The sequence below is a fragment of the Mixta gaviniae genome, from assembly GCF_002953195.1.
Lineage (GTDB): Bacteria > Pseudomonadota > Gammaproteobacteria > Enterobacterales > Enterobacteriaceae > Mixta > Mixta gaviniae.
This window is the reverse complement of the sequence record NZ_CP026377.1, coordinates 2,041,587-2,068,267: the sequence shown is the minus strand read 5'-3', so window position 1 is coordinate 2,068,267 and position 26,681 is coordinate 2,041,587. Positions and strand designations below refer to the sequence as shown.

The window sequence follows — 26,681 nt, the reverse complement described above, 5'->3', positions numbered from 1 at the left end:
CAGCACCTCGCAGACCAAAACTCACCTACGGTTGTCAGTTTGGTACACAGCCTGGCACAGATTTTCTCTGCGGGCCAAACCGGCGGATTGCTAAAGAACCCCCATCTTACACGCTAAAGAGCTGATGTTAAACAGGCGCTTGTGTCATCCGTTCATAAGGCACCCACCCTAAACCGGGACGTTGTCAGGCGCCTCAACGCGCAGAAATCAGTGGCTCGCGCCCTCTTCAGCCGGGCACGCGCGCCCCCTGAATGGCGACAATAATCGCCGTTGCGCCTGACGCAAAGCAAAGCCTGCCGGGACATTTTTTTGTATGCTTACTGCGCTTAACTGGCGATACGCCCTGTAAAACCAGACCGCGTCAGAGGAAAATGATGTTTGAAGATAACCAGAAAAAACTCTATCTCATTGTTAACCGCACCCTTGAGCCGGCCTTACAGATGAATGCAGTCGGCCACCTGGCGGCGGGGATTATGCAAAAAGCGGAAGAGACGCTATTTCACGCTTACCCGCACCAGGAAACCGGCATGAGCGCCTTTCTGAGCCACTATCCGGTGGTCATTCTGCAGGCGAAAAACAGCAGCCAGCTCAGTACCGCTGTGCGGAAATGCCACGAGGCCGGCCTGCTCTATAATTTCTTTACCACCACTATGTTTGGACACTCTTCTGAACAGCAGATCGAGGCGACAAAAACGGCCGCGCTGGCGGATTTGACGTTCGTCGCCATCGCCATTTATGGCGATACAGAGAAAATCGCGCCGATAACCAGGAAGTTTTCACTGTTTAAATAGTGCCGCGCTAAAGGCAGCCCGATATATTTATCGGGCTGCCTGAGACTGAAGTCATGGGTATGCTGCGCAATAGCGCAGCGCGAGCCGGGCATCAGGCGTCAGGCGTCAGGCATCAGTCATAGCAGCTTAAATGCAGCAGAAAACGGCCGTACTGCGCATCAAACACAAACTCATCCCATGCCGAGGCGTACCAGACTGGCGGCGCCGTCATTAATTCATAGACCCGATAGTGCCCCATCATTTCACTTATCCGGTCGTGAAAAACCGCCAGCACATTATTCCTGACCGCCTCCGGTAGCGCGTTCATCGCCGGATGCTCAAAAAACCATCTGGCGGCGGTTTTTTCTACCTGCGCGCCGGTCGTTTCCGTTAGCTGCGGATGCCAGTATGCCGGGGGATATTTATCTGACAGAGTGGCATGCCAGGCGTTCAGCGCGGAGAGCAGCGTGTCGCCGTCGTTCAGCCTGACCATGCAATATTCCGATCCCCGGTTAACGTCCTTATTCATGATGCCCAACGCGTCCATAAAGCCGTTTAGACCTTCTACGTATTTATCCATGCAACTGACTTATTGTGGCTAAAGGAGAATGCAGGTTGCCATACTCTCCCCGATACGGTCCCCCTGCAAGGGCTCTCTGCGGGAATAAACATGCCCACCGTTTCACTTATCGCTTTAACCATGCTGGTTATTGCCTGCTGCCATGCGCGTTTACTATAAGAAAAAGAATATCAGGTGTCGGGGCTGGCGCTGATAGCGACGGGGTATGCGAATGCGGTTATCGGCCTCACTATTGCCTGAGGCGAATCAGAGGCCAGCATCAGGCGGGGCGTTCTGGACAATTGCGCCTCATCCGTCAGCGGCCGGGCATTAAGCGCCGTTTGCGTCTCGCCACTCAGCGATCATCTCCGGCGTGACCTCTTTTTTATAACAGACCGGTGCATAGCCGCCCTGCTTGCTCCAGGCGCTGCGGCCTCCACAGCGGCTGCCGTTGCGGGCGGTATTAAACGGGCAGGCGCAGCTACCCGGATAAGAAGCGATCGACTCATCAATAATTTGCTGCTTTACCTGATCGTCTGACAGACGGGCCGCTTTGGCCAGCGCGACGTTACAGCTGAAAAGCATTACCGCGAACAGAGAGGGGATAACCAGATGTTTAGTGAACATAACAGGCCCTGAGCGAAGTAAATGTATCCGTCAATGTACCCCTTTCCCGTGGTCATTTAATCGGCTAACCAATAAATTTTTTGCAACTGTTACTGGCAGCAGATGTTCCGGCAGCTAAAAACAAGGCGGGCCGGTTTCCCGGCCCGCCTGAGTCTCGCCTCGCCGCTAAACCGGCGCCGCGCGTTACTCTTTCTTCTCGTTGCTGCATAGCCGATCCCACAGTTCATTATGCGTATTGATGGCGCGTACCGTACGCGCATCCATCACCTGCGCATCATTGCCGTGCGTATAGATCGGCTGAAACAGCGTACAGGAGGAATCAACGCTGGCACGATCAATCATTGCGGTTGTATTTCGACTGGCGCAGCTTGTCGCGAGCAGCAGCGTCATTGAGATTAGCGTTAGACGTTTCCACATTTTTGGCCACCTTTATATTATCCGCCTGTCTTCTGGTAATCGCTTCGGCCTGCCGGGTTTGTTGCTGCGCCGCCGCAACGTCCGCCTTAGCCTTCTCCTGCGTTTTGCCGATTTTTTTACCGCCAAAGTAAGAGCCAGCAAGCCCGACGATAACCGCCAGCCCTCCCAGCACCCAGCTCCAGCCTCCGGATAGTAACGACATTATTTCATTCATGGCCACGCCCTCCGCTCAGGCTTTTCTTTTAAGCGTAGGCCGCCGCCGGGCGCGCGCAAGTGCGCCGCCGGTTTTTTGTTCAGGATTGATAAGTTTGGCTTTTTGCCGCTTCGCTTTGCCGGGTCTGGCGTTACGGTCTACCTTCAATGACATAACTTTACGAAAACAGGGAACGGCCACAGGAAGTGGACCATACGCACTGTCATTATGAGAACACCTGATGAGTCAAAACACCTGCACCATCCGCTATAACGGCGAGGCGTTGAGCGGCGAGGCCGATATGCCGCTGATCGACTTCCTGCAGCAACAGGGCAAAATCCTGCCGCATGTCTGCTATCACCCCGCCCTGCCGCCGCTGCAATCCTGCGATGTCTGCTGGGTGGAACATCAGGGCGAACTGGTGCGCGGCTGTACGCTGCGCACCCACGACGGGCTCGATATCTCCAGCCGCCGGCCTGCGGCACAGGCGGCGCAGGAGGAAGGCATGGATCGCCTGCTGGCGCGCCATGAGCTTTACTGCACCCTCTGCGAACACAATACCGGCGACTGTACGTTGCATAATACCGTTGCCGATATGCATATCCCGCTTCAGTACTATCCCTACCAGCGCAAGCCTTATCAAAAGGATGAAAGTAATCCGTTTTACACCTACGACCCGGATCAATGCATCCTGTGTGGACGCTGCGTCGAGGCGTGTCAGAATGTTGAAGTCAACGAAACGCTATCGATCGATTACAACGCCGACCACCCGCGCGTGCTGTGGGACGGCGGCACCGAAATTGCCGGCTCCAGCTGCGTCAGCTGTGGTCACTGCGTCACCGTCTGTCCCTGCAACGCTCTGCTGGAAAAGACCATGCAGCCCAATGCCGGGCCGTTCACCGCCATGCCGGAAGATCTCAAGCGCCCGATGATCGATCTGGTCAAGGCGCTGGAAAATACCATCGGCGCGCCGCCCATTACCGGCGTCTCGATGATGGATATGGCGATGCGGCAGACCGAGATAAAAAAAACCAAAACGGTCTGCACCTACTGCGGCGTGGGCTGCAGCTTTGAGATGTGGACGCGCGACCGTCATATCCTGAAAGTGCAGCCGGTGGCGCACGCGCCGGTCAACGGCATATCAACCTGCCTTAAGGGCAAATTCGGCTGGGATTTCGTCAATAGCCCGCAGCGTTTAACTACGCCGCTGATCAGGGAGAACGGCCACTTCCGGCCAGCCAGCTGGGATGAAGCGCTGGATCGGGTGGCGCAGCGGATGAAAGAGATCGCTCTACAGCACGGCGGCGACAGCATCGGCTTTATCGGCTCCAGCAAAGGCAGCAACGAAGAGGCCTATCTGACGCAGAAGATCGCGCGGCTGATTTTCGGCACCAACAATGTCGATAACTCTTCGCGCTATTGCCAGAACCCGGCCACCGAAGGGCTGTTTCGCACCGTCGGCTACGGCGGCGACGCCGGCACGCTGGAGGATCTGCAGCAGGCGGATTTGGTCATTATCGTCGGCAGCAATCTGGCGGAAAACCATCCGGTGATCGCCTCGCGCATCAAGGCGGCACAGAAGCATCACGGCCAGAAAATTCTGGTGGTCGATCCGCGCATGAATGAGATGGCCGAGCGCGCCGATCTCTGGCTGCGCATTAAGCCCGGCAGCGATAGCCTGTGGGCTTCAGCGATGTCGCGCTATATGTTCGAACATGGCTACGCCGACGAGGCGTTTCTGGCAGAAAGAGTCAATCAGACCGACGAATATCGCGCTTCGCTGGCGCCCTTTACTCTGCATTACGCCAGCGAACATACCGGGCTGAGCGTCGAACAGCTGATCGCCGCGGCGGAAACCATCGGCCAGGCGCAGCGCGTTTGCCTGCTGTGGGCGATGGGCATCACTCAGCACAGCCACGGCGCGGATACCAGTACCGCGCTCTCCAACCTGCTGCTGGTCACCGGTAACTACGGCCGTCCCGGCACCGGCGGCTATCCGATGCGCGGCCATAATAACGTGCAGGGCGCCAGCGACTTCGGCTGCCTGAGCAACCTCTATCCTGGCTATGAAAAAGTCACCGACCCCGCCGTACGCGAAAAATGGGCGCGCGCCTGGGGCGTGGAGCCGCATGCGCTCTCCGACCAGGTGGGTGCCGATAACTTTATGATGGTGCAGCACGCCCATGAAGGCGCGCTGAAGGCGATGTATATCATCGGTGAAGAGACCGCCTTCGCCGACGCCGATTCCACCACGGTGCATGAGGCGTTCAGCGGACTGGAGTTTATGGTGGTGCAGGATATTTTTATGAGCCGCACCGCCGAATTCGCCGATGTGGTGCTGCCCGGCTGCCCGAGCGTGGAAAAAGAGGGGACTTACGTCAATACCGAGCGCCGCATTCAGCGCTTCTACGAAGTGATGCCGCCGCTGGGTGACAGCCGCCCCGACTGGCGTATCCTGACCGATCTCGCCGCGCGTCTGGGCCATCCCTGGTCCTATACCCATCCGCGAGAGATCATGGCCGAAGCGGCTGCCATCGCCGATATCTTCGCCGGCGTCGACTATCAGCGCCTCAGCGGCTGGCAGTCGCAGCTCTGGCCGGTGAAACCGGACGGCAGCAGCACCCCGCTGCTCTATACCGAACGCTTTACCTTCCCGGACGGCAAAGCGGTGCTATCGCCGATCGACTGGCAGCCGCCGCTTGAGGAGCCGGACGCCGACTACGATCTGCTGCTGAACAACGGCCGCATGCTGGAGCATTTCCAGTCCACCAACCAGAGCGGACGCGGCGGCCGCATGCTGTCGCTGTCGCCTCACGGGTTTGTGGAGGTCAGCCCGCAGCTGGCGGCCGAGCGTCAGCTCAGCCCGGGCGACTGGGTCACTATCGCCTCGCGTCGCGGCGAGCTGCAGGTGCCGGTAGTGATCACCGAGCGTGTCGCGGGCAACGTGCTGTTTATGCCGATCCATCACGGTAATCCGGGCGTAAACGGCCTGACCGGCGATCATCACGACCCTGACGTCAATACTCCCGCCTACAAAGAGATCGCCGTCAGGCTGCAAAAGCTGGCGCGGCCCCCGCAGGCGGATACCTTGCCGCCGCAGAACTTTCGTCACGGGAAGCGCACCCCACTGGCGCATCTGCCGATAGAAGACAAATGGCGTCAGGAGGGCTATACCCTGCCGCCTGAACACACTCAACATCCGGAGAAATTTTAATGGCTGAACGTATGAACTATGAAGTGCCGCCGACGAAAACCGCCCCTGATGCGCAGGATGCGCTGCAGGAGCTGCTGCACAGCCTGCATCACCACGGTTTTTTGCGCCTGGCCAACGATGTGGTTTCAGCCAATACGCAGATCGCCAAAGTGCTGGTGGATGGCCTGAATAAGCCCGGTTCGCAAAATGCGATGCAGAACCTGGCGTCGTTGATGATGGCGCTGGGCGATATGCCGCCGGGGCAGTTCCATAAAACGGTGTTTGCGGTGAAGTCGGCGATCAACGCCGTTAATCTGCATGCTGAAACACAGCAAAATCATGAGGTGGCGCCGGGCGTCAGCGGCACCTGGAAGCTGCTGCACGATGAAGATCTCTGGCATGCGGTGATGCCGCTGGTGGCGGGCCTGAAGGCATTCGCCAGCGCGATGGAGCAGCCGGCGCCCGACAAGCCGATCAGCGCCTTTACCGGCAAAGACAGCCGTGCCTGATACGGAACTGACGCTGCTGCTCTCCCGCGCGCAGTTTGCGGTGACCGTCGGCCTGCACATCATCCTTGCCGGCTTCAGCTTTGGCCTGTCGCTGTGGCTGGCGCTGCTGGAAGGGCTCTGGCTCTGGCGCCGTGAGCAGCGTTATCTCGACGTCTATCATTTCTGGCTAAAGATCTTCGCCCTGAATGTGGCGGTCGGCGTGGTTTCCGGCGTGGTGATGGAGTTTCAGTTCGGCGCCAACTGGGCGCCTTTTATTGCGCGGGTCGGCGGGCTGATCGGCCCGCTGATGTTTTATGAAGTGCTGGTCGCCTTCTTCCTTGAGGCAGGTATGGTTGGCGTAATGATGTTCGGCATGGACCGCATCGGTCCGCGTCTGCATTTTATGGTGACGCTGCTGGTGGCGGCTGGCGCATTGATCAGCGCTTTCTGGATCCTGGCGGCAAATGCCTGGATGCAGACGCCCGCCGGGTTTGTGCTGGACGAGCAGCAGCGCTTTCAGCCGCAGTCGTGGCTGGCGATTATCTTTACCCCCTCTTTTCCCTGGCGGCTGGCGCATATGATGCTGGCGATGGTGGTCGGTACCGCCTTTATGATCGCGGCGGTCGGCGCCTGGCAGCTGCTGCGCGACGCCGACAATCCCCGCGCGCGCCTGATGCTATCGATCCCGCTCTGGCTGCTGCTGTTTCTGACGCCGCTGCAGGCAGTGGTTGGCGATCTGCATGGTGAGAATACGCTGCAGCATCAGCCGCAGAAAATCGCCGCCGTCGAAGGCGACTGGCATCGTCCGCCGCCGGGCGAGGGAGAGCCGCTGCGGCTGTTCGCCCTGCCCGACGCGCAGCAGCAGCGCAATCGTATGGAGCTGGCCATCCCGGCTATCGGCTCGCTCTACCTGCGCCATAACCTGACCGGCCAGATCAAAAGCCTCAGCGAATTCCCGCCACAGGATCTTCCGCCGGTCGCGCCGCTGTTTTTCGCCTTCCGTGTGATGGTAGGGCTGGGTCTGCTGATGATAGCCGTCAGCCTGGCGGCGCTGACGCAGCGGCTGCGCGGCCGTCTCTGGCAATCGCGCCGGCTGTTGTACGCCATTGTGCTGACGGGTCCGGCGGGCTTTATCGCTCTGCTGGCCGGCTGGGTAGTCGCCGAGCTGGGGCGTCAGCCGTGGACGGTTTACGGCCTGCTGCGCACCGCCGATAGCGTATCGCCCCTCTCTTCGCGCCTGCTGATCGCCTCGGGCTGCGCCATCCTGCTGATCTACAGTGCGGTATTTTATATCGGGCTACGCTACCTGCTGCGCTACGCCAACCGGGAAGCGCGTCCCGGCGAGCCCGGCCCGGCGCCGGAGATGGCGCCCGGAGGCAAGCGATGATGACGCTGGCCGATCTCTCCGCCGCCACCCTGGCGCTATCGCTGCTGCTCTATCTGCTGCTGGATGGCACCGATCTCGGCGTCGGCATGCTGCTGTTCTTTTTCCGCGACGGCGAATCGCGCCGCCGGCTGACCGCCACCATCCTGCCGATCTGGGATGCGAATGAAACCTGGCTGGTGCTGCTGGCGGGCGGCCTGTTAGCGCTTTTCCCGCTCGCCTGGAGCCTGCTGTTTAACGCGATCTATCTGCCGCTGTTTATCATGCTGCTGGCGCTGGTGATGCGCGCCGTGGCGGTGGAGTACCGTGGCCATGTCGATGCGCGCTGGCATCGCGCGCTCGATATGACCCACATTGTCAGTTCGTTGATCGCCACCTTTACTCAGGGCGCGCTGGCGGGCGTGGTGATCAGCGGGGACTTACAGGCAGGCGCGTTCGGCTGGCTCTCGCTCTACCCGGCGCTGTGCGGGTGCGGCCTGATCGCCGCCTGTCTGCTGTGCGGCTGCTGCTGGATCCAGTGGCGTGTCAAAGGCACGGAGATTGTGCTGGCGCATCATCTCGGCTGGCTGTTTCTGGTGCTGAGCCTGGCGCTGCTGATCGCTATCAATTTGCTGGACAGCCGCCCCTTTCTGCAGGCGTGGCAGCGCCTGCCGGGCAAGATCCTGCTGATACTGCTGCTGCCGGCGTTGATCGCGCTGTTGGCGGCGATGCGCTATCGCCGCCCGGTGCTGTCGCTGATGCTGGCGCTCAGCCTGGTGACGCTCTGCTGGGGAGCGCTGATCGCCGGCCTCTGGCCGTGGCTGCTGCCGGGCCAGCTGACGATTCAGCAGGCCGCCGCCGCGCCAGCGACGCAGATTTTCCTGTTGAGCGGCTATGCGGCGATCCTGCCGGTGACGCTGGCCTATAACAGCTGGGCTTTTTGGGTGTTTCGCGCCCGGGTACGCTGAGACGTCGCCCCGCTTCGGCATGGTGCTAAGGGCAAAAAAAAGCGGGCCGCGATGGGCGGCCCGCTTTTATTGCTGCGCGAACAATTACATCGCGTAGGAGAGCAGGATCTGCGTTTTGGTATCGGTATGTTCCGACGCCGACTCCGGCGGATTGTTGTTCCAGGTGACGTTATAGGCCAGCTTCAGCGCGAAGTGCGCATTGATGGCGACCTGCAGGCCGGTCTCGGAGTTGACGGTGGTATTGTCGTTGAAGCTGCTCAGCACCGACACGCCCTGGATAAATTTGGTGGTGTCGGTCATCTGCCACTGATAGCTCAGCGCGCCGTAACCCAGGCCCTGCGTTTCGTGGCCACCGTCGTGGAAATCGTCATAGCGTACGCCCGGACCAAATTCCATGCGCAGCGAATGCACCGGCCCGTTCAACACCTGACGACCGTAACCGGCAGCCAGCACATCACGGGAATCGTAGCCATTGAAACGATCGCTCAGCCAGCTCGCCTGACCAAACAGATAATCGCTGTCGGTCATGTTGTAGCGGGTACGGCCGCCGATCTGATAGGTCTCTGAAGAGCGCTCATCGTTGGAAGAGGTATTGGCGGCGTTGCCCCACAGGCTATAGGCGGTGTTCGGCTGATACCACGTCATGTTGGTCTGCGCGGTCAGCGATGAGCTGGTGGTGTTGCCGGTTTGCGCCAGGTAGCCGGCAGCGGCGTTACCTTCAAAAGTTTTCTTGGCGGTAGAAGGGTCATCCATGACGGTAAAGACATTATTATCAGCCATGGCCTGGTGAGCAAAGGCGCCCGCAGAGAGCAGCAGCGCAACAGAAAACTTATTAAACAGGTTCATTATGTGTGATCCGTACGACAGTTTTAAAAAAGGGAGAGTCTGAAGCGTTTTGCGCGGCAATCAACGTCATTTACCGTAAATATTGTAAACAAGCGTTAAATGGCCCGAATTCCTAAACATCCTGCTGAAAAAGGACTACGAATGGGAATCTTCTTATTAACGGCGCGCATTATAAAGGGTATTCAGGCGAAACGCAGCAGGGCGGGATGAATTAGAATTTTTCTTTATTTATCAATAAAAAGCACGCCGGGCGGCGTGCTTTTTCACTTTCAGGACCGCGGCGCCTGCGCGCCCAGCACCCCTTTCCCTTCGGGAATGGTGGTGAAACGGGTCACAATTTCATGCCAGCTGTTGGCGGGATCGAGCTGGGTAAACTGCTGCGGATAGATAAATTTCGCCAGATATTCGAGGCCAACGATATTCCATGGATGGTTATAAAAGTTGTGATAGACGCCGTAAAAACGCCCTTCTTTAACCGGCTGCAGCTCGGCAAAACCTGGACGCTGTTTCATTTGGGTAAAGGCGCTATCGACCTGCTGCTGCGTTACGCCGTAGCCGAACGGCACCGCCGCATTATTTTTGCTCGCCCACTGCGAACCCGACACGATATAGGCGTCCGGCTTCATGGCGATAACCTTCTCCAGTGAGATATCACCGGTGGCGCCTGGCAGCAGTTCAGAGCCGATATTGGTCGCGCCGACCGCTTCTACCATTGCCCCCCAGCCAACGTGGCCATGGGTGAAGCAGCAGGATTCCAGGCCGCCCAGCCCCGCCTTGGCTTCGATAAAGACGCGCGGCTTCGGTGAAACGGCGCGCACCTTCTCCTGAATCGCCTGGTAGTGCTGCTGGTAGAACTGCGTATACTGCTGCGCTTCCTGCTCGCGGTTCAGCGCTTCGCCCATCAGGGTGATGCTGGCGGGCGCATCCTGCACCGGGTTTTTAAAGGTATCGATAAACATTACCGGAATGCCCAGCTGCTGCAGCTTTTGCAGTACGCCGGTCTGCGTCAGCGAAGGTTTAGAGCGCAGCTGCGCAATCATTAAATCAGGCTGCTGCGCAATCACGCTCTCCAGATTCACTTCGCCCTTATCGCTGAAGCCCATATCGGTAATGCGCGCCGCCTGCGGCCATTTGCTCAGCATCAGCCGCCAGGTTTCGCCGTCGCTTTTCTTCAGCAGGTTGTTCCAGGCGACGATGCGCTGGAAAGGATCCGCGCGATCCAGCAGCGCCAGCGCCAGAATATCGCGGCCATCCTGTACCACAATGCGCGCCGGCTCTTTTTTCAGGGTAATTTTCTGCCCATCAAAATCTGTCAGCGTGACAGGATACGTCGTGGCGGCCGCCGATGCGGAAGCGGCCAGCATCAAAACGGACACAGAAACTTTCATCGCGCGATTCACATCGTTCTCCTTGTGACAGGCGTCGCCTGTTGGATTATTATTCATAAAGTTAGCGCCATGATAGTAATGATAATTAATTGCATTATCAAACCCGTTTTATTCACGGCTCGCCCCTTTGCCCTCATTGGTCTAAGCTGAAATTTCTTTCGGGAACAACGAGGTGAATATGACTGCTTCAGACGTAACCCGTTATGTTGTTACCTTTCGTTACCAGGATACCGGTCTGGCGGCCGGCCTGGCGCTGAACAGCGTCATGACCGGCGCCGGTTTTACCACCACCCTGCACGATGACGAGGGACGCGCGCACGAGCTGGGCACCAACAGCTACGGCATCGTCAGTGCAAAAAGCCCTGAGGAGATCCGCGCACAGGCGCAGAGCATTGGCGATGTGGCGCTGGAGGCGCCGCCGGAAGTCGACGTGCAGACGTTTGATGACTACCGGCAGCAAAACCGTTTCTGAACCGTCAACGCCGCCCTGTGCGTTCGCGCCAGGTTTGCGTAACCTTTACCCGCTAAGATGATCATTACGCAGCGAAGATGAGGATAACCCCATGTGGTCAGCCATAAGTCGTCTGTTGAGTGAGCAGTTAGGGAACGCCGAAATCAGCCATCGCGTGGAGCTGCCAGCCGGTGAAGTGCATGCCGCCTGGCGCATCCGCTACGGCGAGCATTGGGTGTTTGTGAAATGCAACGACCAGGAGATGCTGCCCGTCTTTACCTCAGAGGCGGATCAGCTGGCGCTGCTGGCGCGCAGCCGCACGGTACGGGTGCCGAGGGTGTATGGCATCGGCAGCGATCGCGACTACAGCTTTCTGCTGCTGGAGTATATTCCGGTGCGGCCGCTGGAGCCGGAAAGCGCCCTGCTGCTCGGCCAGCAGCTTGCCCGCCTGCATCAGTGGAGCGAACAGCCTCACTTCGGCCTCGATTTCGATAACAACATCACTTCAATGCCTCAGCCCAACGGCTGGCAACGGCGCTGGTCGCGTTTTTTCTCAGAACAGCGCATCGGCTGGCAGCTGCAGCTGGCGGCGGAAAAAGGCATTCTGTACGGCAATACCGAGCTAATTATCGACTGCGTGCAGCGCGCGCTGGCGACGCATCATCCGCAGCCGTCGCTGCTGCATGGCGATCTGTGGCCCGCCAACTGCGCCGGCAGCGATGAAGGCCCGTGGATCTACGATCCTGCCTGCTACTGGGGCGATCGCGAATGCGAGCTGGCGATGCTTTCCCATGCGCCGGCGCTGGCGGAAAAAGTGCTGGCGGGCTATCAGTCGGTCTGGCCATTGCCGGCGGATTACCTGCAGCGCCAGACGGTTTACCAGCTCTACTATCTGCTCAACCGCGCCAACGTCTTCGGCAGCAGCTGGCTCGGGGAGGCGCAGCGCGCGGTTGGCGCGTTGCTGGATCAGGATGAGCGGGAAAGAAGCCGGGCCTGAGGCCCGGCGGGCTGCTCAGATAAAGCCGAGCAGCGACAGCACGAAATAGCCTGCCACGGCGATCATCACCGGCAGCACATAGAGCGGGAAAATCTGCACAAAGATGGTGTGGCGCGGCACGACGATCTTCTCTTCCAGCTGCTGACGGCTGCGCCCTTCACTGCCTCGCGCCTGTTCGAGGATGAGCATATCTTCCACACCCTCTTTCAGATGCCGCGACTGGCGCCACATCCGCGCGCCGGACGCCTGCAGCGCCAGGCCGACGAAAATCAGGATATAGATCAGCCAGAAAGCGATATTGCTGCCGGCGTTAAAATCGGGCACCGGCGAATTGCGCCAGAAAAAGCCAAGGAAAGGCGTATTAAAGCGGATCATGTCGATCATCACATGGACAAAATCCATCAGCACCGCATCAATACCGGGGCGTTTTTCGCTGTGTCTGAACATAAAGCTCAGCAGTGAAACCAGCGTGGAAATCAACGCCGGTATAAAAATAATCCAGCCGGCCACGCGTTTGATAATGGCGACACGGCCAGCCTGTTGATAAGTCATGGTTTCTCCTTGCACCTGTTGTCTGGCTGTAAGTCTACCTGCTGTGCGGGAAAAGTGCCTGAAAAAAAGCGGCGGCGCACGCTTTTATCCTGTCCGCGCGGGCATGCCTGCTGGCGGTCTTCATGCTATGGTGAAATAAACTGTCAACACGGAGCTTTGTATGACCTATACCCGACCTGTCGTGGCCGCCATATTTGATATGGATGGCCTGCTGATCGATTCTGAACCGCTGTGGGATCAGGCCGAACTGGATATCTTCTCTACGCTGGATGTGGATCTCTCGCGCCGCAGCGAGCTGCCCGATACGCTGGGGCTGCGTATCGATCAGGTGGTACGCATGTGGTATGAAACGCTGCCGTGGCGTGGTCCGAGCCAGCAGGAAGTGACCGACCGCATTATTGCGCGCGCCATCCAGCTGGTGGAAGAGAAAAAGCCGCTGCTGCCGGGTGTGGAGCAGGCGCTGCAACTCTGCCGCGACCAGGGGCTAAAGGTGGGCCTGGCCTCCGCCTCGCCGCTGCATATGCTGGAAAAAGTGCTGGCGCTGTTTAACCTGCGCGATTACTTCGACACGCTCGCCTCGGCGGAAGCGCTGCCCTGGAGCAAGCCACATCCGCAGGTCTACCTCGACGCCGCCGCCCAACTGGGCGTCGATCCCCTGAACTGCGTGACGCTGGAGGATTCCTTTAACGGCATGATCGCCACCAAAGCGGCGCGTATGCGCTCTATCGTGGTACCTGCTGCGGAATACCGACAGGATGCGCGTTGGGCGCTGGCCGATGTCAGGCTCGACTCGCTTGTCGCCCTGACCCCCCAACATCTCAAAGGCGGCTGACCGCCCTTTTTTCCCGCCCGCCTTGCGGGCGGAATAACTGTGCCGACCCTTCAGCCCGCCTCCATGCGCCCGCCGCATCCGTTTTCCGTTACGTCGTCGCACTTTTTCTCGCAAACATGATCCGGCATGCAAAATAAATAAAACGCCATTTCATTTTTATTGAATTGCTGTCCCACCAAGCCTATTATGCTGTTCACGACAGAGGTAACACCTCACCTTTACACGTTTGTTACGTCAGAGAGGCCTCGACATGCAAGTCCGTCAAAGCATTCACAGCGATCATGCCCGCCAGCTGGATACAGCCGGCCTGCGGCGCGAATTCCTCATCGAAAAGATTTTCGACGCCGATAATTACACTATGACCTACAGCCATATCGACCGCATTATCGTCGGCGGCGTGATGCCGGTCAGCGCCAGCGTCACCATCGGCAGCGAAGTGGGCAAGCAGCTCGGCGTCAGCTACTTTCTTGAGCGCCGCGAGCTGGGCGTGATCAATATCGGCGGGCCGGGCCTGATCGAGGTTGACGGCAACGCCTGGGAGATCGGCAACGAGCAGGCGCTCTATGTCGGCATGGGCGCGCAGTCCGTGGTGTTTAAAAGCGTCGACGCCAGCCGCCCTGCGAAGTTCTATTACAACAGCGCCCCGGCGCATACGCGCTACCCCGATAAGAAAATCACGCTCGAAGAAGCCTCGCCCACCACACTGGGCGATGCTTCCACCAGCAACCGTCGCACCATCAATAAATTTATCGTGCCGGACGTACTGCCCACCTGTCAGCTGACCATGGGCCTCACCAAACTGGATGAAGGCAGCCTGTGGAATACCATGCCCTGCCACACGCACGAACGCCGAATGGAAGTTTACTTTTACTTCGATATGGATGAGGAAACGGCGGTGTTTCATATGATGGGCCAGCCGCAGGAGACGCGCCATCTGCTGGTGCATAACGAGCAGGCGGTGATCTCGCCGAGCTGGTCGATTCATGCCGGCGTCGGCACCAAACGCTATACCTTTATCTGGGGCATGGTGGGTGAAAACCAGGTGTTTGACGATATGGATCACGTCAAAGTCAGTGAACTGCGTTAACGGTGACAAAAGGAAGCGAATCATGATTCTCAATGCATTTAATCTGGAAGGCAAAGTCGCCCTGATCACCGGCTGCAATACCGGTCTGGGCCAGGGCATGGCCGTCGGGCTGGCGCAGGCGGGTTGCGATATCATCGGCGTTAACCACTCCGGTGCCGACGACACGCCGGCGCTGGTTGAAGCGACCGGCCGTCGGTTCGTCAATATCAATGCCGATCTGATGGACAGCAGCTGCATCCCGCAGGTGGTGGAACAGGCGGTGGCCGCGTTTGGCCGCATCGATATTCTGGTGAATAACGCCGGCATTATCCGACGTCAGGACGCGATTGAGTTCAGCGAGCAGAACTGGGATGACGTGATGAACATCAACAGCAAGACGGTGTTCTTTATGTCACAGGCGGTGGCGCGTCAGTTCATTAGCCAGGGCAGCGGCGGCAAGATTATCAATATCGCCTCGATGCTCTCCTTCCAGGGCGGCATCCGCGTGCCTTCCTACACCGCCTCGAAAAGCGCGGTAATGGGCCTGACGCGCCTGATGGCCAACGAATGGGCGGCGCACAATATCAACGTCAACGCCATCGCGCCGGGTTATATGGCAACCAACAATACCGAGCAGCTGCGCAACGATGAAGGCCGCAGCCAGGAAATTCTCGGCCGTATTCCCGCCGGGCGCTGGGGCAAGCCGGACGATATGATGGGGCCGGTAGTGTTCCTCGCCTCCTCCGCGTCTGATTACGTCAACGGCTACACGCTGGCGGTCGACGGCGGCTGGCTGGCGCGCTAAACCTTAGCGGACGGGGCCTCGCCCCGTCCGGCATTCACTTTTGGTTACAGCGTCACAACTTCCAATCCACTGTATAAATCCCCTATACTGGATACATTGACAGTTATGTATCCAGGTTATCCTCATGACGGCCGAAGGCCACGTTATTTTCGCCATTGCCAGCGCGATATTTGCCAAGCGTGCAGAGTTAACGCCAGAGCTGGCCAACGGCGACTGGTGGCATATTATGCCGGCGGTATTGTTGACCTGCCTGCTGCCCGATATCGACCATCCGCGCTCCACGCTGGGCCAGCGTTTTCGCTGGATATCGCACCCGATCGCGCGCGCGTTCGGGCACCGCGGCTTTACCCATAGCCTGCTGGCGGTGGTGGGCGGCGTCACGCTGCTAAAGCTAAACCTGCCGCACGGCTGGCCCGTGCCGACCGATGCCATGCACGGCATGGTGTTAGGCTATCTGAGCCATATCGCCGCCGATATGCTCACCCCTGCCGGCGTGCCGCTGCTCTGGCCCTGCCGCTGGCGTTTTCGTCTGCCCATCCTCACCACCAAAGCAGGCAATCAGCTGGAGCGCATTTTCTGCCTGGCGCTGGTGGCGGGTGCGCTGTGGTTCCCGCCCGGTATGCCCCATTTCGGCGCCGACGGCTGGCCTGCGCAGCTGATGAATAACGTTCAGTCCGGTATCGATCGCTTAATCAGCCTCAGGTGAGGCTGATTTTCATACGAATTTAGGCAAAAAGTTATAACCCATTCCATTCGGTTCTAATCCTGATTCTGTCCAGCCTGTTACCATTCCGTCAGTTGCGCAACTTAATGCGTGGATAAAAATATCTTCACCCTGCCTCACAGCGCCAGAACGGCTCCGCTGTGGGGCATATTTATGGAGAAAACAGGATGACTGTTCCGCTTATTCTCAATATCCTGGCGTTTATCGCCTTACTGGTGGTGCTTTCCAGGCTGGGCCGCAACGGCTGGAGTCTGTCGAAGAAAGTGCTGGTCGGCCTGGTAATGGGCGTGCTGTTCGGTCTGGCGCTGCAGCTGATCTACGGCGAAAGCGCGCCGGTGCTGAAAGAATCGATCGCCTGGTTCAACGTGGTGGGCAACGGCTATGTGCAGCTGCTGCAGATGATCGTTATGCCGCTGGTTTTCGCCTCTATTCTCAGCGCCGTCGGACGCCTGCATAACGCCTCCTCCCTGGGAAAAATCAGTGTGCTGACCATCGGCGTGCTGCTGTTCACCACGGCCATCTCCGCGCTGGTCGGGGTATTCGTTACCACGCTGTTCGGCCTGAGCGCCGAAGGTCTGGTACAGGGCGCGCAGGAAACCGCCCGTCTCTCCGCTATTCAGTCAAACTATGCGGGCAAAGTGGCCGACCTGAGCGCGCCGCAGATGCTGCTGTCGTTTATTCCGAAAAATCCGTTTGCCGACCTGGCGGGCGCTAACCCTACCTCGATCATTAGCGTGGTGATTTTCGCCGCCTTCCTTGGCGTGGCGGCGCTGCAGCTGCTGAAGGACGATCGGGAAAAAGGCGAACGCGTGCTGAAAGCGATCGACACCCTGCAACTGTGGGTGATGAAGCTGGTGCGCCTGATCATGAAGCTGACGCCGTACGGCGTGCTGGCGCTAATGACCAAAGTGGTGGCCGGCTCTAATCTGCAGGACATTATCAAACTCGGCAGCTTTGTCGTCGCTTCTTATCTCGGTCTGGCGATCATGTTTGCGGTGCATGCCCTGCTGCTGTCGGCGAACGGCATTAATCCGCTGCGCTTTTTCCGTAAAGTGTGGCCGGTGATCACTTTCGCCTTTACCAGCCGTTCCAGCGCCGCCAGCATTCCGCTGAACGTAGAAGCGCAAACCCAGCGTCTGGGCGTGCCGGAATCGATCGCCAGCTTCTCCGCCTCGTTTGGCGCCACTATCGGACAAAACGGCTGCGCCGGTCTCTATCCGACCATGCTGGCAGTGATGGTAGCGCCGACGATGGGCATCAACCCGCTCGATCCGGTCTGGATCGCGACGCTGGTCGGCATCGTTACCCTTAGCTCCGCCGGCGTGGCGGGCGTGGGCGGCGGCGCGACCTTCGCCGCGCTGATTGTGCTGCCGGCGATGGGCCTGCCGGTCACGCTGGTCGCCCTGCTGATCTCCATCGAACCGCTGATCGATATGGGGCGCACCGCGCTGAACGTCAACGGATCGATGACCGCCGGCTCGCTGACCAGTCACTGGCTGGGGCAAACCGACAAAGCGCTGCTCAACAGCGAGGAGCAGCGCGAGCTGGTGCATCGCTAAACGCAGCGCATGGCACAGTAAAATGCTAAGGGCCGGATAATCCGGCCCTTTTTTTTCGCCCGCATTCTCTCTGCTCCGCCGTGCCGCCATTCCGAATGCGGTCTGATATAACACAAATCCCCGAAAACTCCAGGCGTACCTTGCGCGCTGTTCTATAGTTAATGAAGCCTTGAACGACATCAACAGGAGCAATGCTAATGTCGAAAGAAACCGATAATAAGGAACTGAGCCACAGCGCACCGGCTACAGGTCCTGAATCCGCTAAGCCTGGCCTTGATTCTCTGGCACCTGAGGATGGTTCTCACAAGCCTTCTGCCGAACCGACGCCGCCCGGCAAACAGCCCACCGCCCCCGGCAGCCTGAAATCGCCCGATACGCGTAACGCCAAGCTCGATCAGCTCGAGGCGCACCGCAAAGGCGGCGAAAACTTCCCGCTGACCACCAACCAGGGCACGCGCATCGCCAACGATCAGAACTCCCTGAAGGCCGGCACGCGTGGGCCGACGCTGCTGGAAGATTTCATCATGCGTGAAAAAATCACGCATTTCGACCATGAGCGCATCCCGGAACGTATCGTTCACGCGCGCGGTTCGGCAGCGCACGGCTACTTTCAGCCCTATCGCTCGATGAGCGAGGTGACAAAAGCGGATTTCCTGCGCGATCCCGATCAGATCACGCCAGTCTTCGTCCGCTTTTCCACCGTTCAGGGCAGCGCCGGCTCTGCCGACACCGTGCGCGATATTCGCGGCTTCGCTACCAAATTTTATACCCAGGAAGGGGTTTTCGACCTGGTCGGCAACAATACGCCGGTCTTCTTTATTCAGGACGCACATAAGTTTCCAGACTTTGTCCACGCGGTAAAACCTGAGCCGCACAACGAAATCCCGCAGGGACAAAGCGCGCACGACACTTTCTGGGATTATGTATCGCTGCAGCCGGAAACGCTGCACAACGTTATGTGGGCGATGTCTGACCGCGGCATTCCACGCAGCTATCGCACAATGGAAGGGTTCGGCATTCATACCTTCCGCCTGATTAACGCGGAAGGTAAAGCGACATTCGTCCGCTTCCACTGGAAGCCGGTAGCGGGCAAAGCGTCGCTGCTGTGGGATGAAGCGCAGAAGCTGACCGGCCGCGATCCCGATTTCCATCGCCGCGACCTGTGGGAAGCGATCGAAGCGGGCGATTATCCTGAATATGAGCTGGGCGTGCAGCTGATCCCGGAAGAGGATGAGTTCAAATTCGATTTCGATCTGCTCGACGCCACTAAGCTGATCCCGGAAGAGCTGGTGCCGGTAGAGCTGATCGGTAAAATGGTGCTGAACCGCAACCCGGATAACTTCTTCGCTGAAACCGAACAGGTGGCGTTCCATCCGGGCCATATCGTTCCGGGCCTCGATTTCACTAACGACCCGCTGCTGCAGGGGCGTCTCTTCTCCTATACCGATACGCAAATCAGCCGTCTCGGTGGCCCTAACTTCCATGAAATTCCGATTAACCGTCCGGTCTGCCCTTACCATAATTTCCAGCGTCAGGGCATGCACCGCATGGATATCGATACCAATCCGGCGAACTATGAGCCGAATTCCATCAACGACAACTGGCCGCGCGAAACGCCGCCGCAGCCGCAGCGCGGCGGTTTTGAAAGCTATCAGGAGCGTATCGAAGGGCATAAAGTGCGCGAGCGCAGCCCCTCCTTCGGCGAATACTATTCGCAGCCGCGTCTGTTCTGGCTGAGCCAGACGCCGATCGAGCAGCAGCATATTATCGACGCTTTCTCGTTTGAGCTGAGCAAAGTGGCGCGCGCCTATATTCGCGAGCGCGTGGTCGATCACCTGCTGCATATCGATGTATCGCTGGCGCACGGCGTGGCGCAGAACCTCGGCATTGCGCTGTCGGATGATAAGCTGCACACCGCGCCGCCGAAAGATGTTAACGGCCTGCGCAAAGATGCCAGCCTGAGCCTGTATGCCGTGCCAAGCGGCAATATCAAAGGCCGTCAGGTGGCGCTGCTGCTGAGCGACGGCGTGAAGGCCGCCGACGTGCTGGCGATCCTGCAGGAGCTGAAAGCGCATGGCGTCCACGCTAAGCTGCTGGCGGCACATATGGGTCAGGTGCGCGCCGACGACGGCTCCACCCTGCCGATCGACGGCACCTTCAGCGGCCTGCCGTCAGTGACGGTCGATGCGGTGATCGTGCCGGACGGCAATATCGACGCGCTGCTGCTGAGCGGCGACGCGCGCTATTATTTGCTGGAAGCTTATAAACATCTGAAGGTGATCGCCCTGAGCGGCGACGCGCGCCGTTTTAAAGCGCAGTTCGGCCTGGGCGACGATGAGCCTGAAGAGGGCCTGATCGAGGATGTGAAAGCGGAAGGCGTATTAATGAGCGAGTTTATCTCCTTCCTCGGCGCGCACCGTATCTGGTCGCGCAGCCAGAAAGCGTTAAGCGTTCCTGCCTGATGTTCCCCCGGCGGGCCACGCGGCCCGCCTTTTTTCTTCACATTTCTCCCCCGGCGTTAAGAAAGCGTTAAGCGTGGTAAGGAAGCGCAAAAGCGGCCTGATTACGCTTGTTTTTTCCCGCGTTCAGCGCAATTCTGCGGTGAGCTAACGCAGGAGAACGCCCATGAAAAAACTTATCGCATCGCTACTGGCGCTGACGCTGGCAGCACCCGTCGCGGCCATCGCGCATCCGGGCGGACCGGGTCCCGGCCCTGGCTGGCACCATGGCGGCGAAGGCGGTCCTGGCTGGCATCATGGCGGCGAAGGCCGCGGCTGGCGGCGTCCTGCGCCCTTCCGTTTTCTGCCGGAAGCGGCGACGGCGGTATTGATTGGCGGGCTGACGTATTACCTGCTGAACGGCAGCTACTATCAGCGTCAGGGCGATGGCTATGTGGTGGCGCAGCCACCTGTCGCACAGAGGGGATTTAGCGACGCGATACGCGCGCTGGATTATAACGGACGCCGCTACTATGTGCAGGATGGACACTACTATGCGCGTACTGTCGACGGAGAGTATCTGGAGGTGCCGCGGCCGTCAGGGCTATAACCGGGCCGCGCATACAACAACGGGGGCGGCCCCTGCGGACCGCCCCCGTTAATATGCTATCCGGCCTTACTGATTGGCCTGCGGATCGGTGTCGTACTCTTTGCAGCTCTGGAAGCCGTAGTTCATTACGCGGCCGGTATCGCTGTAGCTGACGAAATAGGTCTGCGGCTTGCCGTCGCGCTCGCCCAGGACATAAGTCTGGCAAGTGCCACGCGCGTGTACCATGGTGATTTCTGTGGAAGCCGGACCCGCGACCTGACGGACCTGGTCACGCGTCATCCCTTTTTTCACATCCTTAACAACCGGCTGAGTCACATAGCTTTCAGCACGATCGTAAGCGCTACAGCCAGATAACACGGCCAGAGCCACAGCAGCACCAACTAATCCTGTGAATTTTTTCATCTTGTTGTTCCTCATTCATTTATTGTCCATGTAGGGATAAGCGTGGAACATAATGGCTGATTTATCAACTTTATGGCCGGGCATTTTTCTTTTTTCAGACTTCACAGCCTGCTTCAGGCACGGCGGTGGTTGCTCCCGGCGATTGTCGCGACGGAAAACCGTAGGGCGCGGCGGCGCTTGTTCGTATAATTTGGCCGCCCGCTATCGCGGCCTGACGCGGATCTCAAGAAATCCGCGCGCAATGGATACCACATCATCATTCCTGACAGGGAGAAAAACAACGCAATGCCTGCCACTCACTCTAACCGTATCGGTTATGCCATTAGCCTCGGTTTACTGGCGGCGCTGGGGCCGCTCTGTATCGATCTTTACCTGCCGGCGCTGCCGGCGCTGGCCGCCGATCTGCACACACCGACGGCGACCGCCCAGCTGAGCCTGACCGCCGGCCTGCTGGGGCTGGGCGCCGGCCAGCTGATCTTCGGCCCGCTCAGCGATAAAACCGGTCGCCTGCGCCCGCTGACGCTCTCACTGATCCTGCTGTTTATCGCTTCGGTCGGCTGCGCGCTGGCGCAAACGATTGACCAACTGCTGCTGGCGCGGCTGTTTGAAGGCCTGGCGGGCGCCGGCGGCGCGGTGCTGTCGCGCGCCATCGCCCGCGACATGTACAGCGGCCACGATCTGACGCGTTTTTTCGCCATGCTGATGCTGGTCAATGGCCTGGCGCCGATCGCCGCCCCGGTGATGGGCGGCGCGCTGATGGCGTTCCTCGACTGGCGCGGCCTGTTTATGACGCTGGCGCTGATCGCGCTGCTGCTGCTGGCGATGGCGCGCCTGAAGCTGCATGAAACGCTCCCTGCGGCACGCCGCAGCCAGGGTTCGCTGCTGTCCGCCTGGGCGGCGCTGGGTAAGGTGGTGACCCACCGTCCGTTTATGGGCTTCTGCCTGACGCAGGGCTTTATGATGTCCGGCATGTTCGCCTATATCGGCGCCTCGCCGTTCGTGCTGCAGCAAATCTACGGCCTGTCGCCGCAGGCGTTCAGCTTCTGCTTCGCGCTCAACGGGCTGGGGCTGGTGATCGCCTCGCAAACCAGCGCGCGTCTCTGCCCGCTCTGGGGCGAATATCGCGTGCTGAAAGGCGGCCTGACGCTGGCGTTTATCGCCTCCGGCACGCTGGTGCTGACCGGGCTTTCCGGCGCGGCGCTGCCGCTGGTATTGACGGCGCTGTTCTTTAGCGTCGCCAGCAATGGCGTTATCTCGGTAACGGCGGCATCGCTGGCGATGCAGAGCCAGGGCAAACGCGCCGGCAGCGCGTCGGCGGTGATTGGCGTCACCATGTTTACTCTCGGCGCCATCAGCGTGCCGGTCACCGGCCTTGGCGGCACCTCGGTGCTGACCATGACGCTGACCATTTTCGGCTGCTACCTGCTGGCGATCGTTATGTTTCTGCTGCTGGCGCAAAAACCGCAGACTGTCTGAAATCGCGGCGCCCGGGACGCTCCGGGCGCAAACCGGCTTGTCGTTTTGTCGGATGCGCGTTAGTTTTAACAGAATACGCATTCGCAACGAGCCATCAGGCTACTGATTCAAGGAAAGGTTTATGTCACTGCAGCAGGAAATCATTGAGGCGCTGGGCGTCAAACCCACCATCGATGCCAAAGAAGAGATCCGCACCAGCGTTGAGTTTCTGAAATCCTATCTGAAAGCCCACCCTTTTATTAAAACGCTGGTACTGGGCATCAGCGGCGGTCAGGATTCCACCCTGTGCGGCAAGCTGAGCCAGCTGGCGATGAGCGAACTGCGTGAAGAGACTGGCGATCGGGAATATCAGTTTATCGCGGTGCGCCTGCCTTACGGCGTGCAGTCTGACGAAAAAGATTGTCAGGACGCGCTCGATTTCATCCAGCCCGATCGCGTGCTGGTGGTGAATATTAAAGAGGCGGTACAGGCGAGCGAACGCGCGCTGAAAGCGGCGGGCATTGAGCTGTCGGACTTTGTGCGCGGCAATGAAAAAGCACGCGAGCGCATGAAAGCACAATACAGCATCGCCGGGATGACCAAAGGTCTGGTGGTCGGCACCGACCACGGCGCGGAAGCCGTGACCGGTTTCTTCACTAAGTACGGCGACGGCGGCACCGACATCAACCCGATCCATCGTTTGAATAAAGGCCAGGGCAAAATGCTGCTGAAAGAGCTGGGCTGCCCTCAGCATCTCTATCTGAAGCATCCGACCGCCGACCTGGAAGACGATCGTCCGGGCCTGCAGGATGAAGTGGCGCTGGGCGTCAGCTACGGTCAAATCGATGCTTATCTCGAAGGGCAGCAGATCGACGAATCCGCTGCCAAAACCATCGAAGGCTGGTATCAGAAAACCGAACATAAGCGCCGCCTGCCGGTGACCGTGTTTGACGATTACTGGAAAAAATAAACCCTGCGCGAGCGGACGCCGGTCCGCTCTTTTCTTTCCCCGCTTACCGCTATGCTGGCTTTCTCTCTCCTGTTTATCGCCATGCTGGCCCTCTCCCCGTTTATCGCCATGCTGGCCTTCTCCCTTCTGTTTATCGTCAGGCTGGTTTTCCCTCGCCCTTTTACCGCCAGGCGGGTTTCTTTCATCCCCTTTGCCGCCATCGCGGTTTGCCTTCACCCTTCTTACGTCCGCCGGCCCCAGCGCCGCTTTTTTGCACTGTTCAATTTCCATTCCGGCTGATAAACTGGATATGCAACCAGTAAAACGGAGTCACCTGTGGTAAGACGTGCTGCCAGCCATCGCCTGGAATTTGAACCCGCGGCGATTTATGAATATCCCGAGCATCTGCGCTCTTTTCTGGCCGATATCCCCAATCTGCCCGGCGTTTATATTTTTCACGGCGACAGCGATGTGATGCCGCTCTATATCGGCAAAAGCATCAGCCTGCGCACGCGCGTGATGTCTCACTTCCGCACAACGGATGAGGCGAAAATGCTGCGCCTGACGCGCCGCATCAGCTGGATCACCACCGCCGGCGAGCTGGGCGCCCTGCTGCTGGAAGCGCAGATGATCAAAAATCAGCAGCCGCTGTTTAACAAGCGTCTGCGGCGCAACCGGCAGCTCTGTTCCCTGCAGTGGGACGGTCTCGGCCGCCCGGAAGTGGTTTACGCGCGCGATCTCGACTTCTCCGCTTCGCCGGATCTGTTCGGCCTCTATGCCAGCCGCCGCGCCGCGCTGGAGACGCTGAAGAAAATCGCCGACGAGCGCCAGCTCTGCTACAGCCTGCTCGGGCTGGAGAGCCACAGCAAAAACCGCGCCTGCTTCCGCGCCAGCCTCGGCCGCTGCGCCGGCGCCTGCTGCGGCAAAGAGCCGCTCAGCGATCACCACAGCCGCCTGCTGGAAGCGCTGGAGAAAGTACGCGTCGTCTGCTGGCCGTGGCCTGGTGCCGTGGCGCTGGTAGAGGAAGGTCCGAAAGAGACGCAGATGCATATTATTCAGAACTGGTTTTATCTCGGCTCAGTCAGCCATCTCGACGAGGCAAAAAGCCTGACCAGTCCGCCGAAAGGCTTTGATAACGACGGCTATAAATATCTCTGTCGTCCGCTGCTGAGCGGCAAATATCCGATCATTCCGCTGTAAGTACGCTGCCGCTGCGCTTCGCGCCTCTACGGATCCGCGTCTACCTTTTAATCAGTGTGTCGCCGTTTGTTGGGCACTTTACTGATGAAAAGGAGAAGGCATGTCTCAACACGATCACAGTGGATTTTCCCGGCGCCAGGTTGTCGGCGGATTAATGGGCAGCATGGCGGTTACCGGCATGGCGATAGCGGGCAGCGCCGGTGCTGCGGAAGGTAACGGCGCCGCGCCGCAGAACAACGCGCCGCCGCAAACCGGCAAAGACCCGCGCGAACTCTATCCCAAACCGCCTTTCGAACGTCAGCCACAGGATCCGCCGGGGCTGGCGAGCAAAATGGTGCCGCGCCCCGACCATGGCGAAGAGAGCTATCGCGGCAGCGGCCGGCTTAGCGGACGCAAGGCGCTGATCACCGGCGGCGATTCCGGTATCGGTCGTGCCGTTGCCATCGCCTATGCGCGTGAAGGTGCTGACGTGGCGATCAACTACCTGCCGGAAGAGGAGTCGGACGCCAAAGAGGTGATTGCGCTGATCACGGCGGCGGGCCGCAAAGCGGTCGCCATTCCGGGCGATATCACCGATGAGGCGTTCTGTCAGAAGCTGGTCAACGATGCCGCCGCGCAGCTGGGCGGGCTGGATATTCTGGTCAACAACGCCGGCCGCCAGCAGTATGTGGAATCGATCACCGATCTCACTACCGAATCATTCGACAAGACCTTTAAAACCAACGTTTACGCCATGTTCTGGATCACCAAAGCGGCGATGGCGCACCTGAAGCCGGGCGCAGCGATCGTCAATACCTCGTCAGTACAGGCGGGTAAGCCGAGCGCCATCCTGCTTGACTATGCACAGACCAAAGCGGCGATTGTCGCTTTTACCAAAGGGCTGGCGAAACAGGTTGCAGAGAAAGGGATTCGGGTAAATGCGGTCGCGCCGGGCCCGTACTGGACGCCGCTGCAGTCCAGCGGCGGCCAGCCGATGGAAAAAGTGATGAAGTTCGGCGAAGAAGCGCCATTTGGCCGTCCGGGCCAGCCGGCGGAGATCGCCCCGCTCTACGTGACCCTCGCCTCGGCGGAAAGCAGCTTCACCTCCGGCCAGGTCTGGTGTTCTGATGGCGGCACTGGCACCTTCTGATAAAACAAAACCGCCGACGTTGCCCACGGCCATTTGGCAATGTGGACAACGTCGGCGGTCTCAATATCTTTTCCGCGCGACGATTATTCGTCAGCTGGCGGAGGAGTCAGTTTACCGTCGTGCGCCTCTTTATCAGTCAGACGTTTCTCAAAGTTAGCGTTGTACTGCTTCTTCTGCTCTGGCGTCAGCACGTTATACATTTTGTTCTGCGCTTCCATCATCGCCACGGCGTTCTCTTTTGCGTTAGCAGTCATCTTCTCAGCCTGCGCTTCCGCTTTGCTGCGGTCAAAGCTGTCGGCGGCGATAATCTGGTGATTCGCACGGCGCTCTTCCAGAGAAGGACGTTTAATCTCATCGCGCGACGCTTTCATAATGTCGCGCATCTGCTGTTTCTGCGCGTCGGTCAGGTTGAGATTTTTGAACAATCCCATCGGGCCATGCTGCATCGGGCCTTTATGATGCATCGGCTTTTCGCTGCCTGCTGGCGGTGGAGTCAGCGTGTCAGCCGCATGAGCGATGCTTGCCGCGCCAAATGCCAGTGAAGTCGCTACAAAAAGAGATGTCAGTTTACGCATAATATAGTCCTTACTTATCAGTTTTATGACGACAGCCTGTGTCGCTGCTACGGAAATGAGTTTACGACAGCCAACGTCAAGTACTCAGTTCATGAGTAAAGCCCTGAAAGCATAGAAGATAAAAA

28 protein-coding genes are annotated in these 26,681 nt (G+C 58.9%); 19 read left to right on the top strand and 9 right to left on the bottom strand.

Going from position 1 to position 26,681, the window contains the following annotated elements; genetic code table 11:
- Positions 1-371: 371 nt before the first annotated feature.
- Positions 372-791, top strand: a complete 420-nt coding sequence (locus tag C2E15_RS09670) for a DUF2000 domain-containing protein (protein ID WP_245912374.1) — start codon at positions 372-374, stop codon at positions 789-791.
- Between the two features lie 112 nt (positions 792-903).
- Here C2E15_RS09670 and C2E15_RS09665 read toward each other — a convergent pair whose 3' ends face one another.
- From C2E15_RS09665 to C2E15_RS09655, 4 genes are all read right to left on the bottom strand, one after another.
- Positions 904-1,350, bottom strand: a complete 447-nt coding sequence (locus C2E15_RS09665) for a hypothetical protein (RefSeq protein ID WP_104957182.1) — start codon at positions 1,348-1,350, stop codon at positions 904-906.
- A 309-nt stretch (positions 1,351-1,659) separates the two neighbouring features.
- Positions 1,660-1,914 carry a hypothetical protein gene (locus tag C2E15_RS09660; RefSeq protein WP_245912394.1) on the bottom strand — a complete coding sequence of 85 codons (255 nt, stop codon included), beginning with the start codon at positions 1,912-1,914 and terminating at the stop codon, positions 1,660-1,662.
- Positions 1,915-2,139: 225 nt separating this feature from the next.
- Positions 2,140-2,298 (bottom strand): hypothetical protein, encoded by a 159-nt coding sequence (locus C2E15_RS21665; protein ID WP_167391854.1) that lies wholly within the window; start codon positions 2,296-2,298, stop codon positions 2,140-2,142.
- Positions 2,291-2,587, bottom strand: a complete 297-nt coding sequence (locus C2E15_RS09655; protein ID WP_104957180.1) for a hypothetical protein — start codon at positions 2,585-2,587, stop codon at positions 2,291-2,293. Before C2E15_RS09655 ends, C2E15_RS21665 begins: the two co-directional genes overlap by 8 nt.
- A gap of 220 nt (positions 2,588-2,807) precedes the next feature.
- Between C2E15_RS09655 and fdhF the strand changes: the two genes are divergently transcribed.
- Genes fdhF through C2E15_RS09635 form a run of 4 tightly spaced genes read left to right on the top strand, consistent with a single transcriptional unit; the run spans position 2,808 to position 8,578 of the window.
- On the top strand, positions 2,808-5,780 hold the full coding sequence (gene fdhF / locus C2E15_RS09650; protein ID WP_104957179.1) for a formate dehydrogenase subunit alpha: 2,973 nt from the start codon (positions 2,808-2,810) through the stop codon (positions 5,778-5,780).
- Complete coding sequence (locus C2E15_RS09645) at positions 5,780-6,268, top strand: helical membrane plugin domain-containing protein (RefSeq protein WP_104957178.1); 489 nt, start codon at positions 5,780-5,782, stop codon at positions 6,266-6,268. Before fdhF ends, C2E15_RS09645 begins: the two co-directional genes overlap by 1 nt.
- Entirely contained in the window at positions 6,261-7,634 is a 1,374-nt protein-coding gene (locus C2E15_RS09640) for a cytochrome ubiquinol oxidase subunit I (protein WP_104957177.1), read from the top strand. Before C2E15_RS09645 ends, C2E15_RS09640 begins: the two co-directional genes overlap by 8 nt.
- Positions 7,631-8,578, top strand: coding sequence for a cytochrome d ubiquinol oxidase subunit II (locus C2E15_RS09635; protein WP_104957176.1), 948 nt, complete (start codon positions 7,631-7,633; stop codon positions 8,576-8,578). The genes C2E15_RS09640 and C2E15_RS09635 overlap by 4 nt, the downstream gene beginning before the upstream one ends.
- A gap of 84 nt (positions 8,579-8,662) precedes the next feature.
- Here C2E15_RS09635 and C2E15_RS09630 read toward each other — a convergent pair whose 3' ends face one another.
- On the bottom strand, positions 8,663-9,424 hold the full coding sequence (locus C2E15_RS09630) for a DUF481 domain-containing protein (RefSeq protein ID WP_104957175.1): 762 nt from the start codon (positions 9,422-9,424) through the stop codon (positions 8,663-8,665).
- Between the two features lie 269 nt (positions 9,425-9,693).
- On the bottom strand, positions 9,694-10,812 hold the full coding sequence (locus C2E15_RS09625; RefSeq protein ID WP_104959138.1) for an ABC transporter substrate-binding protein: 1,119 nt from the start codon (positions 10,810-10,812) through the stop codon (positions 9,694-9,696).
- A gap of 178 nt (positions 10,813-10,990) precedes the next feature.
- Here C2E15_RS09625 and ghoS point away from each other — a divergent pair, with 178 nt between their 5' ends.
- A complete protein-coding gene (gene ghoS, locus C2E15_RS09620; RefSeq protein ID WP_104957174.1) occupies positions 10,991-11,284 on the top strand; it encodes a type V toxin-antitoxin system endoribonuclease antitoxin GhoS in 294 nt (97 codons plus the stop codon).
- 91 nt (positions 11,285-11,375) lie between these two features.
- Complete coding sequence (locus tag C2E15_RS09615; protein ID WP_104957173.1) at positions 11,376-12,260, top strand: fructosamine kinase family protein; 885 nt, start codon at positions 11,376-11,378, stop codon at positions 12,258-12,260.
- 15 nt (positions 12,261-12,275) lie between these two features.
- Here C2E15_RS09615 and C2E15_RS09610 read toward each other — a convergent pair whose 3' ends face one another.
- A complete protein-coding gene (locus tag C2E15_RS09610; RefSeq protein WP_104957172.1) occupies positions 12,276-12,812 on the bottom strand; it encodes a YniB family protein in 537 nt (178 codons plus the stop codon).
- Between the two features lie 160 nt (positions 12,813-12,972).
- Between C2E15_RS09610 and hxpB the strand changes: the two genes are divergently transcribed.
- The 7 genes from hxpB (at position 12,973) to C2E15_RS09575 (ending at position 20,846) form a co-directional block, all read left to right on the top strand.
- Positions 12,973-13,644 (top strand): hexitol phosphatase HxpB, encoded by a 672-nt coding sequence (hxpB, locus tag C2E15_RS09605; protein WP_104957171.1) that lies wholly within the window; start codon positions 12,973-12,975, stop codon positions 13,642-13,644.
- Between the two features lie 250 nt (positions 13,645-13,894).
- Positions 13,895-14,731, top strand: a complete 837-nt coding sequence (gene kduI, locus C2E15_RS09600) for a 5-dehydro-4-deoxy-D-glucuronate isomerase (RefSeq protein ID WP_104957170.1) — start codon at positions 13,895-13,897, stop codon at positions 14,729-14,731.
- 22 nt (positions 14,732-14,753) lie between these two features.
- Entirely contained in the window at positions 14,754-15,515 is a 762-nt protein-coding gene (kduD, locus tag C2E15_RS09595) for a 2-dehydro-3-deoxy-D-gluconate 5-dehydrogenase KduD (RefSeq protein WP_104957169.1), read from the top strand.
- A 124-nt stretch (positions 15,516-15,639) separates the two neighbouring features.
- Positions 15,640-16,221, top strand: coding sequence for a metal-dependent hydrolase (locus tag C2E15_RS09590; protein WP_104957168.1), 582 nt, complete (start codon positions 15,640-15,642; stop codon positions 16,219-16,221).
- A 185-nt stretch (positions 16,222-16,406) separates the two neighbouring features.
- Entirely contained in the window at positions 16,407-17,798 is a 1,392-nt protein-coding gene (locus tag C2E15_RS09585; protein WP_104957167.1) for an L-cystine transporter, read from the top strand.
- A 197-nt stretch (positions 17,799-17,995) separates the two neighbouring features.
- Positions 17,996-20,260: a catalase HPII gene (katE, locus tag C2E15_RS09580; protein ID WP_104957166.1), complete on the top strand. Its 2,265-nt coding sequence runs from the start codon at positions 17,996-17,998 to the stop codon at positions 20,258-20,260.
- 163 nt (positions 20,261-20,423) lie between these two features.
- Positions 20,424-20,846, top strand: a complete 423-nt coding sequence (locus C2E15_RS09575) for a DUF6515 family protein (protein ID WP_104957165.1) — start codon at positions 20,424-20,426, stop codon at positions 20,844-20,846.
- Positions 20,847-20,912: 66 nt separating this feature from the next.
- Here the strand turns inward: C2E15_RS09575 and osmE are convergent, their stop codons facing one another.
- Positions 20,913-21,248 (bottom strand): osmotically-inducible lipoprotein OsmE, encoded by a 336-nt coding sequence (osmE, locus tag C2E15_RS09570; protein WP_104957164.1) that lies wholly within the window; start codon positions 21,246-21,248, stop codon positions 20,913-20,915.
- Between the two features lie 285 nt (positions 21,249-21,533).
- Between osmE and C2E15_RS09565 the strand changes: the two genes are divergently transcribed.
- From C2E15_RS09565 to C2E15_RS09545, 5 genes are all read left to right on the top strand, one after another.
- Positions 21,534-22,724 (top strand): multidrug effflux MFS transporter, encoded by a 1,191-nt coding sequence (locus tag C2E15_RS09565; protein ID WP_104957163.1) that lies wholly within the window; start codon positions 21,534-21,536, stop codon positions 22,722-22,724.
- 121 nt (positions 22,725-22,845) lie between these two features.
- Positions 22,846-23,673 carry an ammonia-dependent NAD(+) synthetase gene (gene nadE, locus C2E15_RS09560; protein WP_104957162.1) on the top strand — a complete coding sequence of 276 codons (828 nt, stop codon included), beginning with the start codon at positions 22,846-22,848 and terminating at the stop codon, positions 23,671-23,673.
- Between the two features lie 51 nt (positions 23,674-23,724).
- Positions 23,725-23,952 (top strand): hypothetical protein, encoded by a 228-nt coding sequence (locus tag C2E15_RS21345; protein ID WP_146108542.1) that lies wholly within the window; start codon positions 23,725-23,727, stop codon positions 23,950-23,952.
- A 36-nt stretch (positions 23,953-23,988) separates the two neighbouring features.
- Positions 23,989-24,852, top strand: coding sequence for an excinuclease Cho (gene cho / locus C2E15_RS09550; protein WP_104957160.1), 864 nt, complete (start codon positions 23,989-23,991; stop codon positions 24,850-24,852).
- 100 nt (positions 24,853-24,952) lie between these two features.
- Positions 24,953-25,981, top strand: coding sequence for an SDR family oxidoreductase (locus C2E15_RS09545; protein WP_245912373.1), 1,029 nt, complete (start codon positions 24,953-24,955; stop codon positions 25,979-25,981).
- A gap of 83 nt (positions 25,982-26,064) precedes the next feature.
- On the opposite strand, the gene spy is transcribed toward C2E15_RS09545, so the two are convergent.
- Positions 26,065-26,556: an ATP-independent periplasmic protein-refolding chaperone Spy gene (spy, locus tag C2E15_RS09540; RefSeq protein ID WP_104957159.1), complete on the bottom strand. Its 492-nt coding sequence runs from the start codon at positions 26,554-26,556 to the stop codon at positions 26,065-26,067.
- Positions 26,557-26,681: the final 125 nt, after the last annotated feature.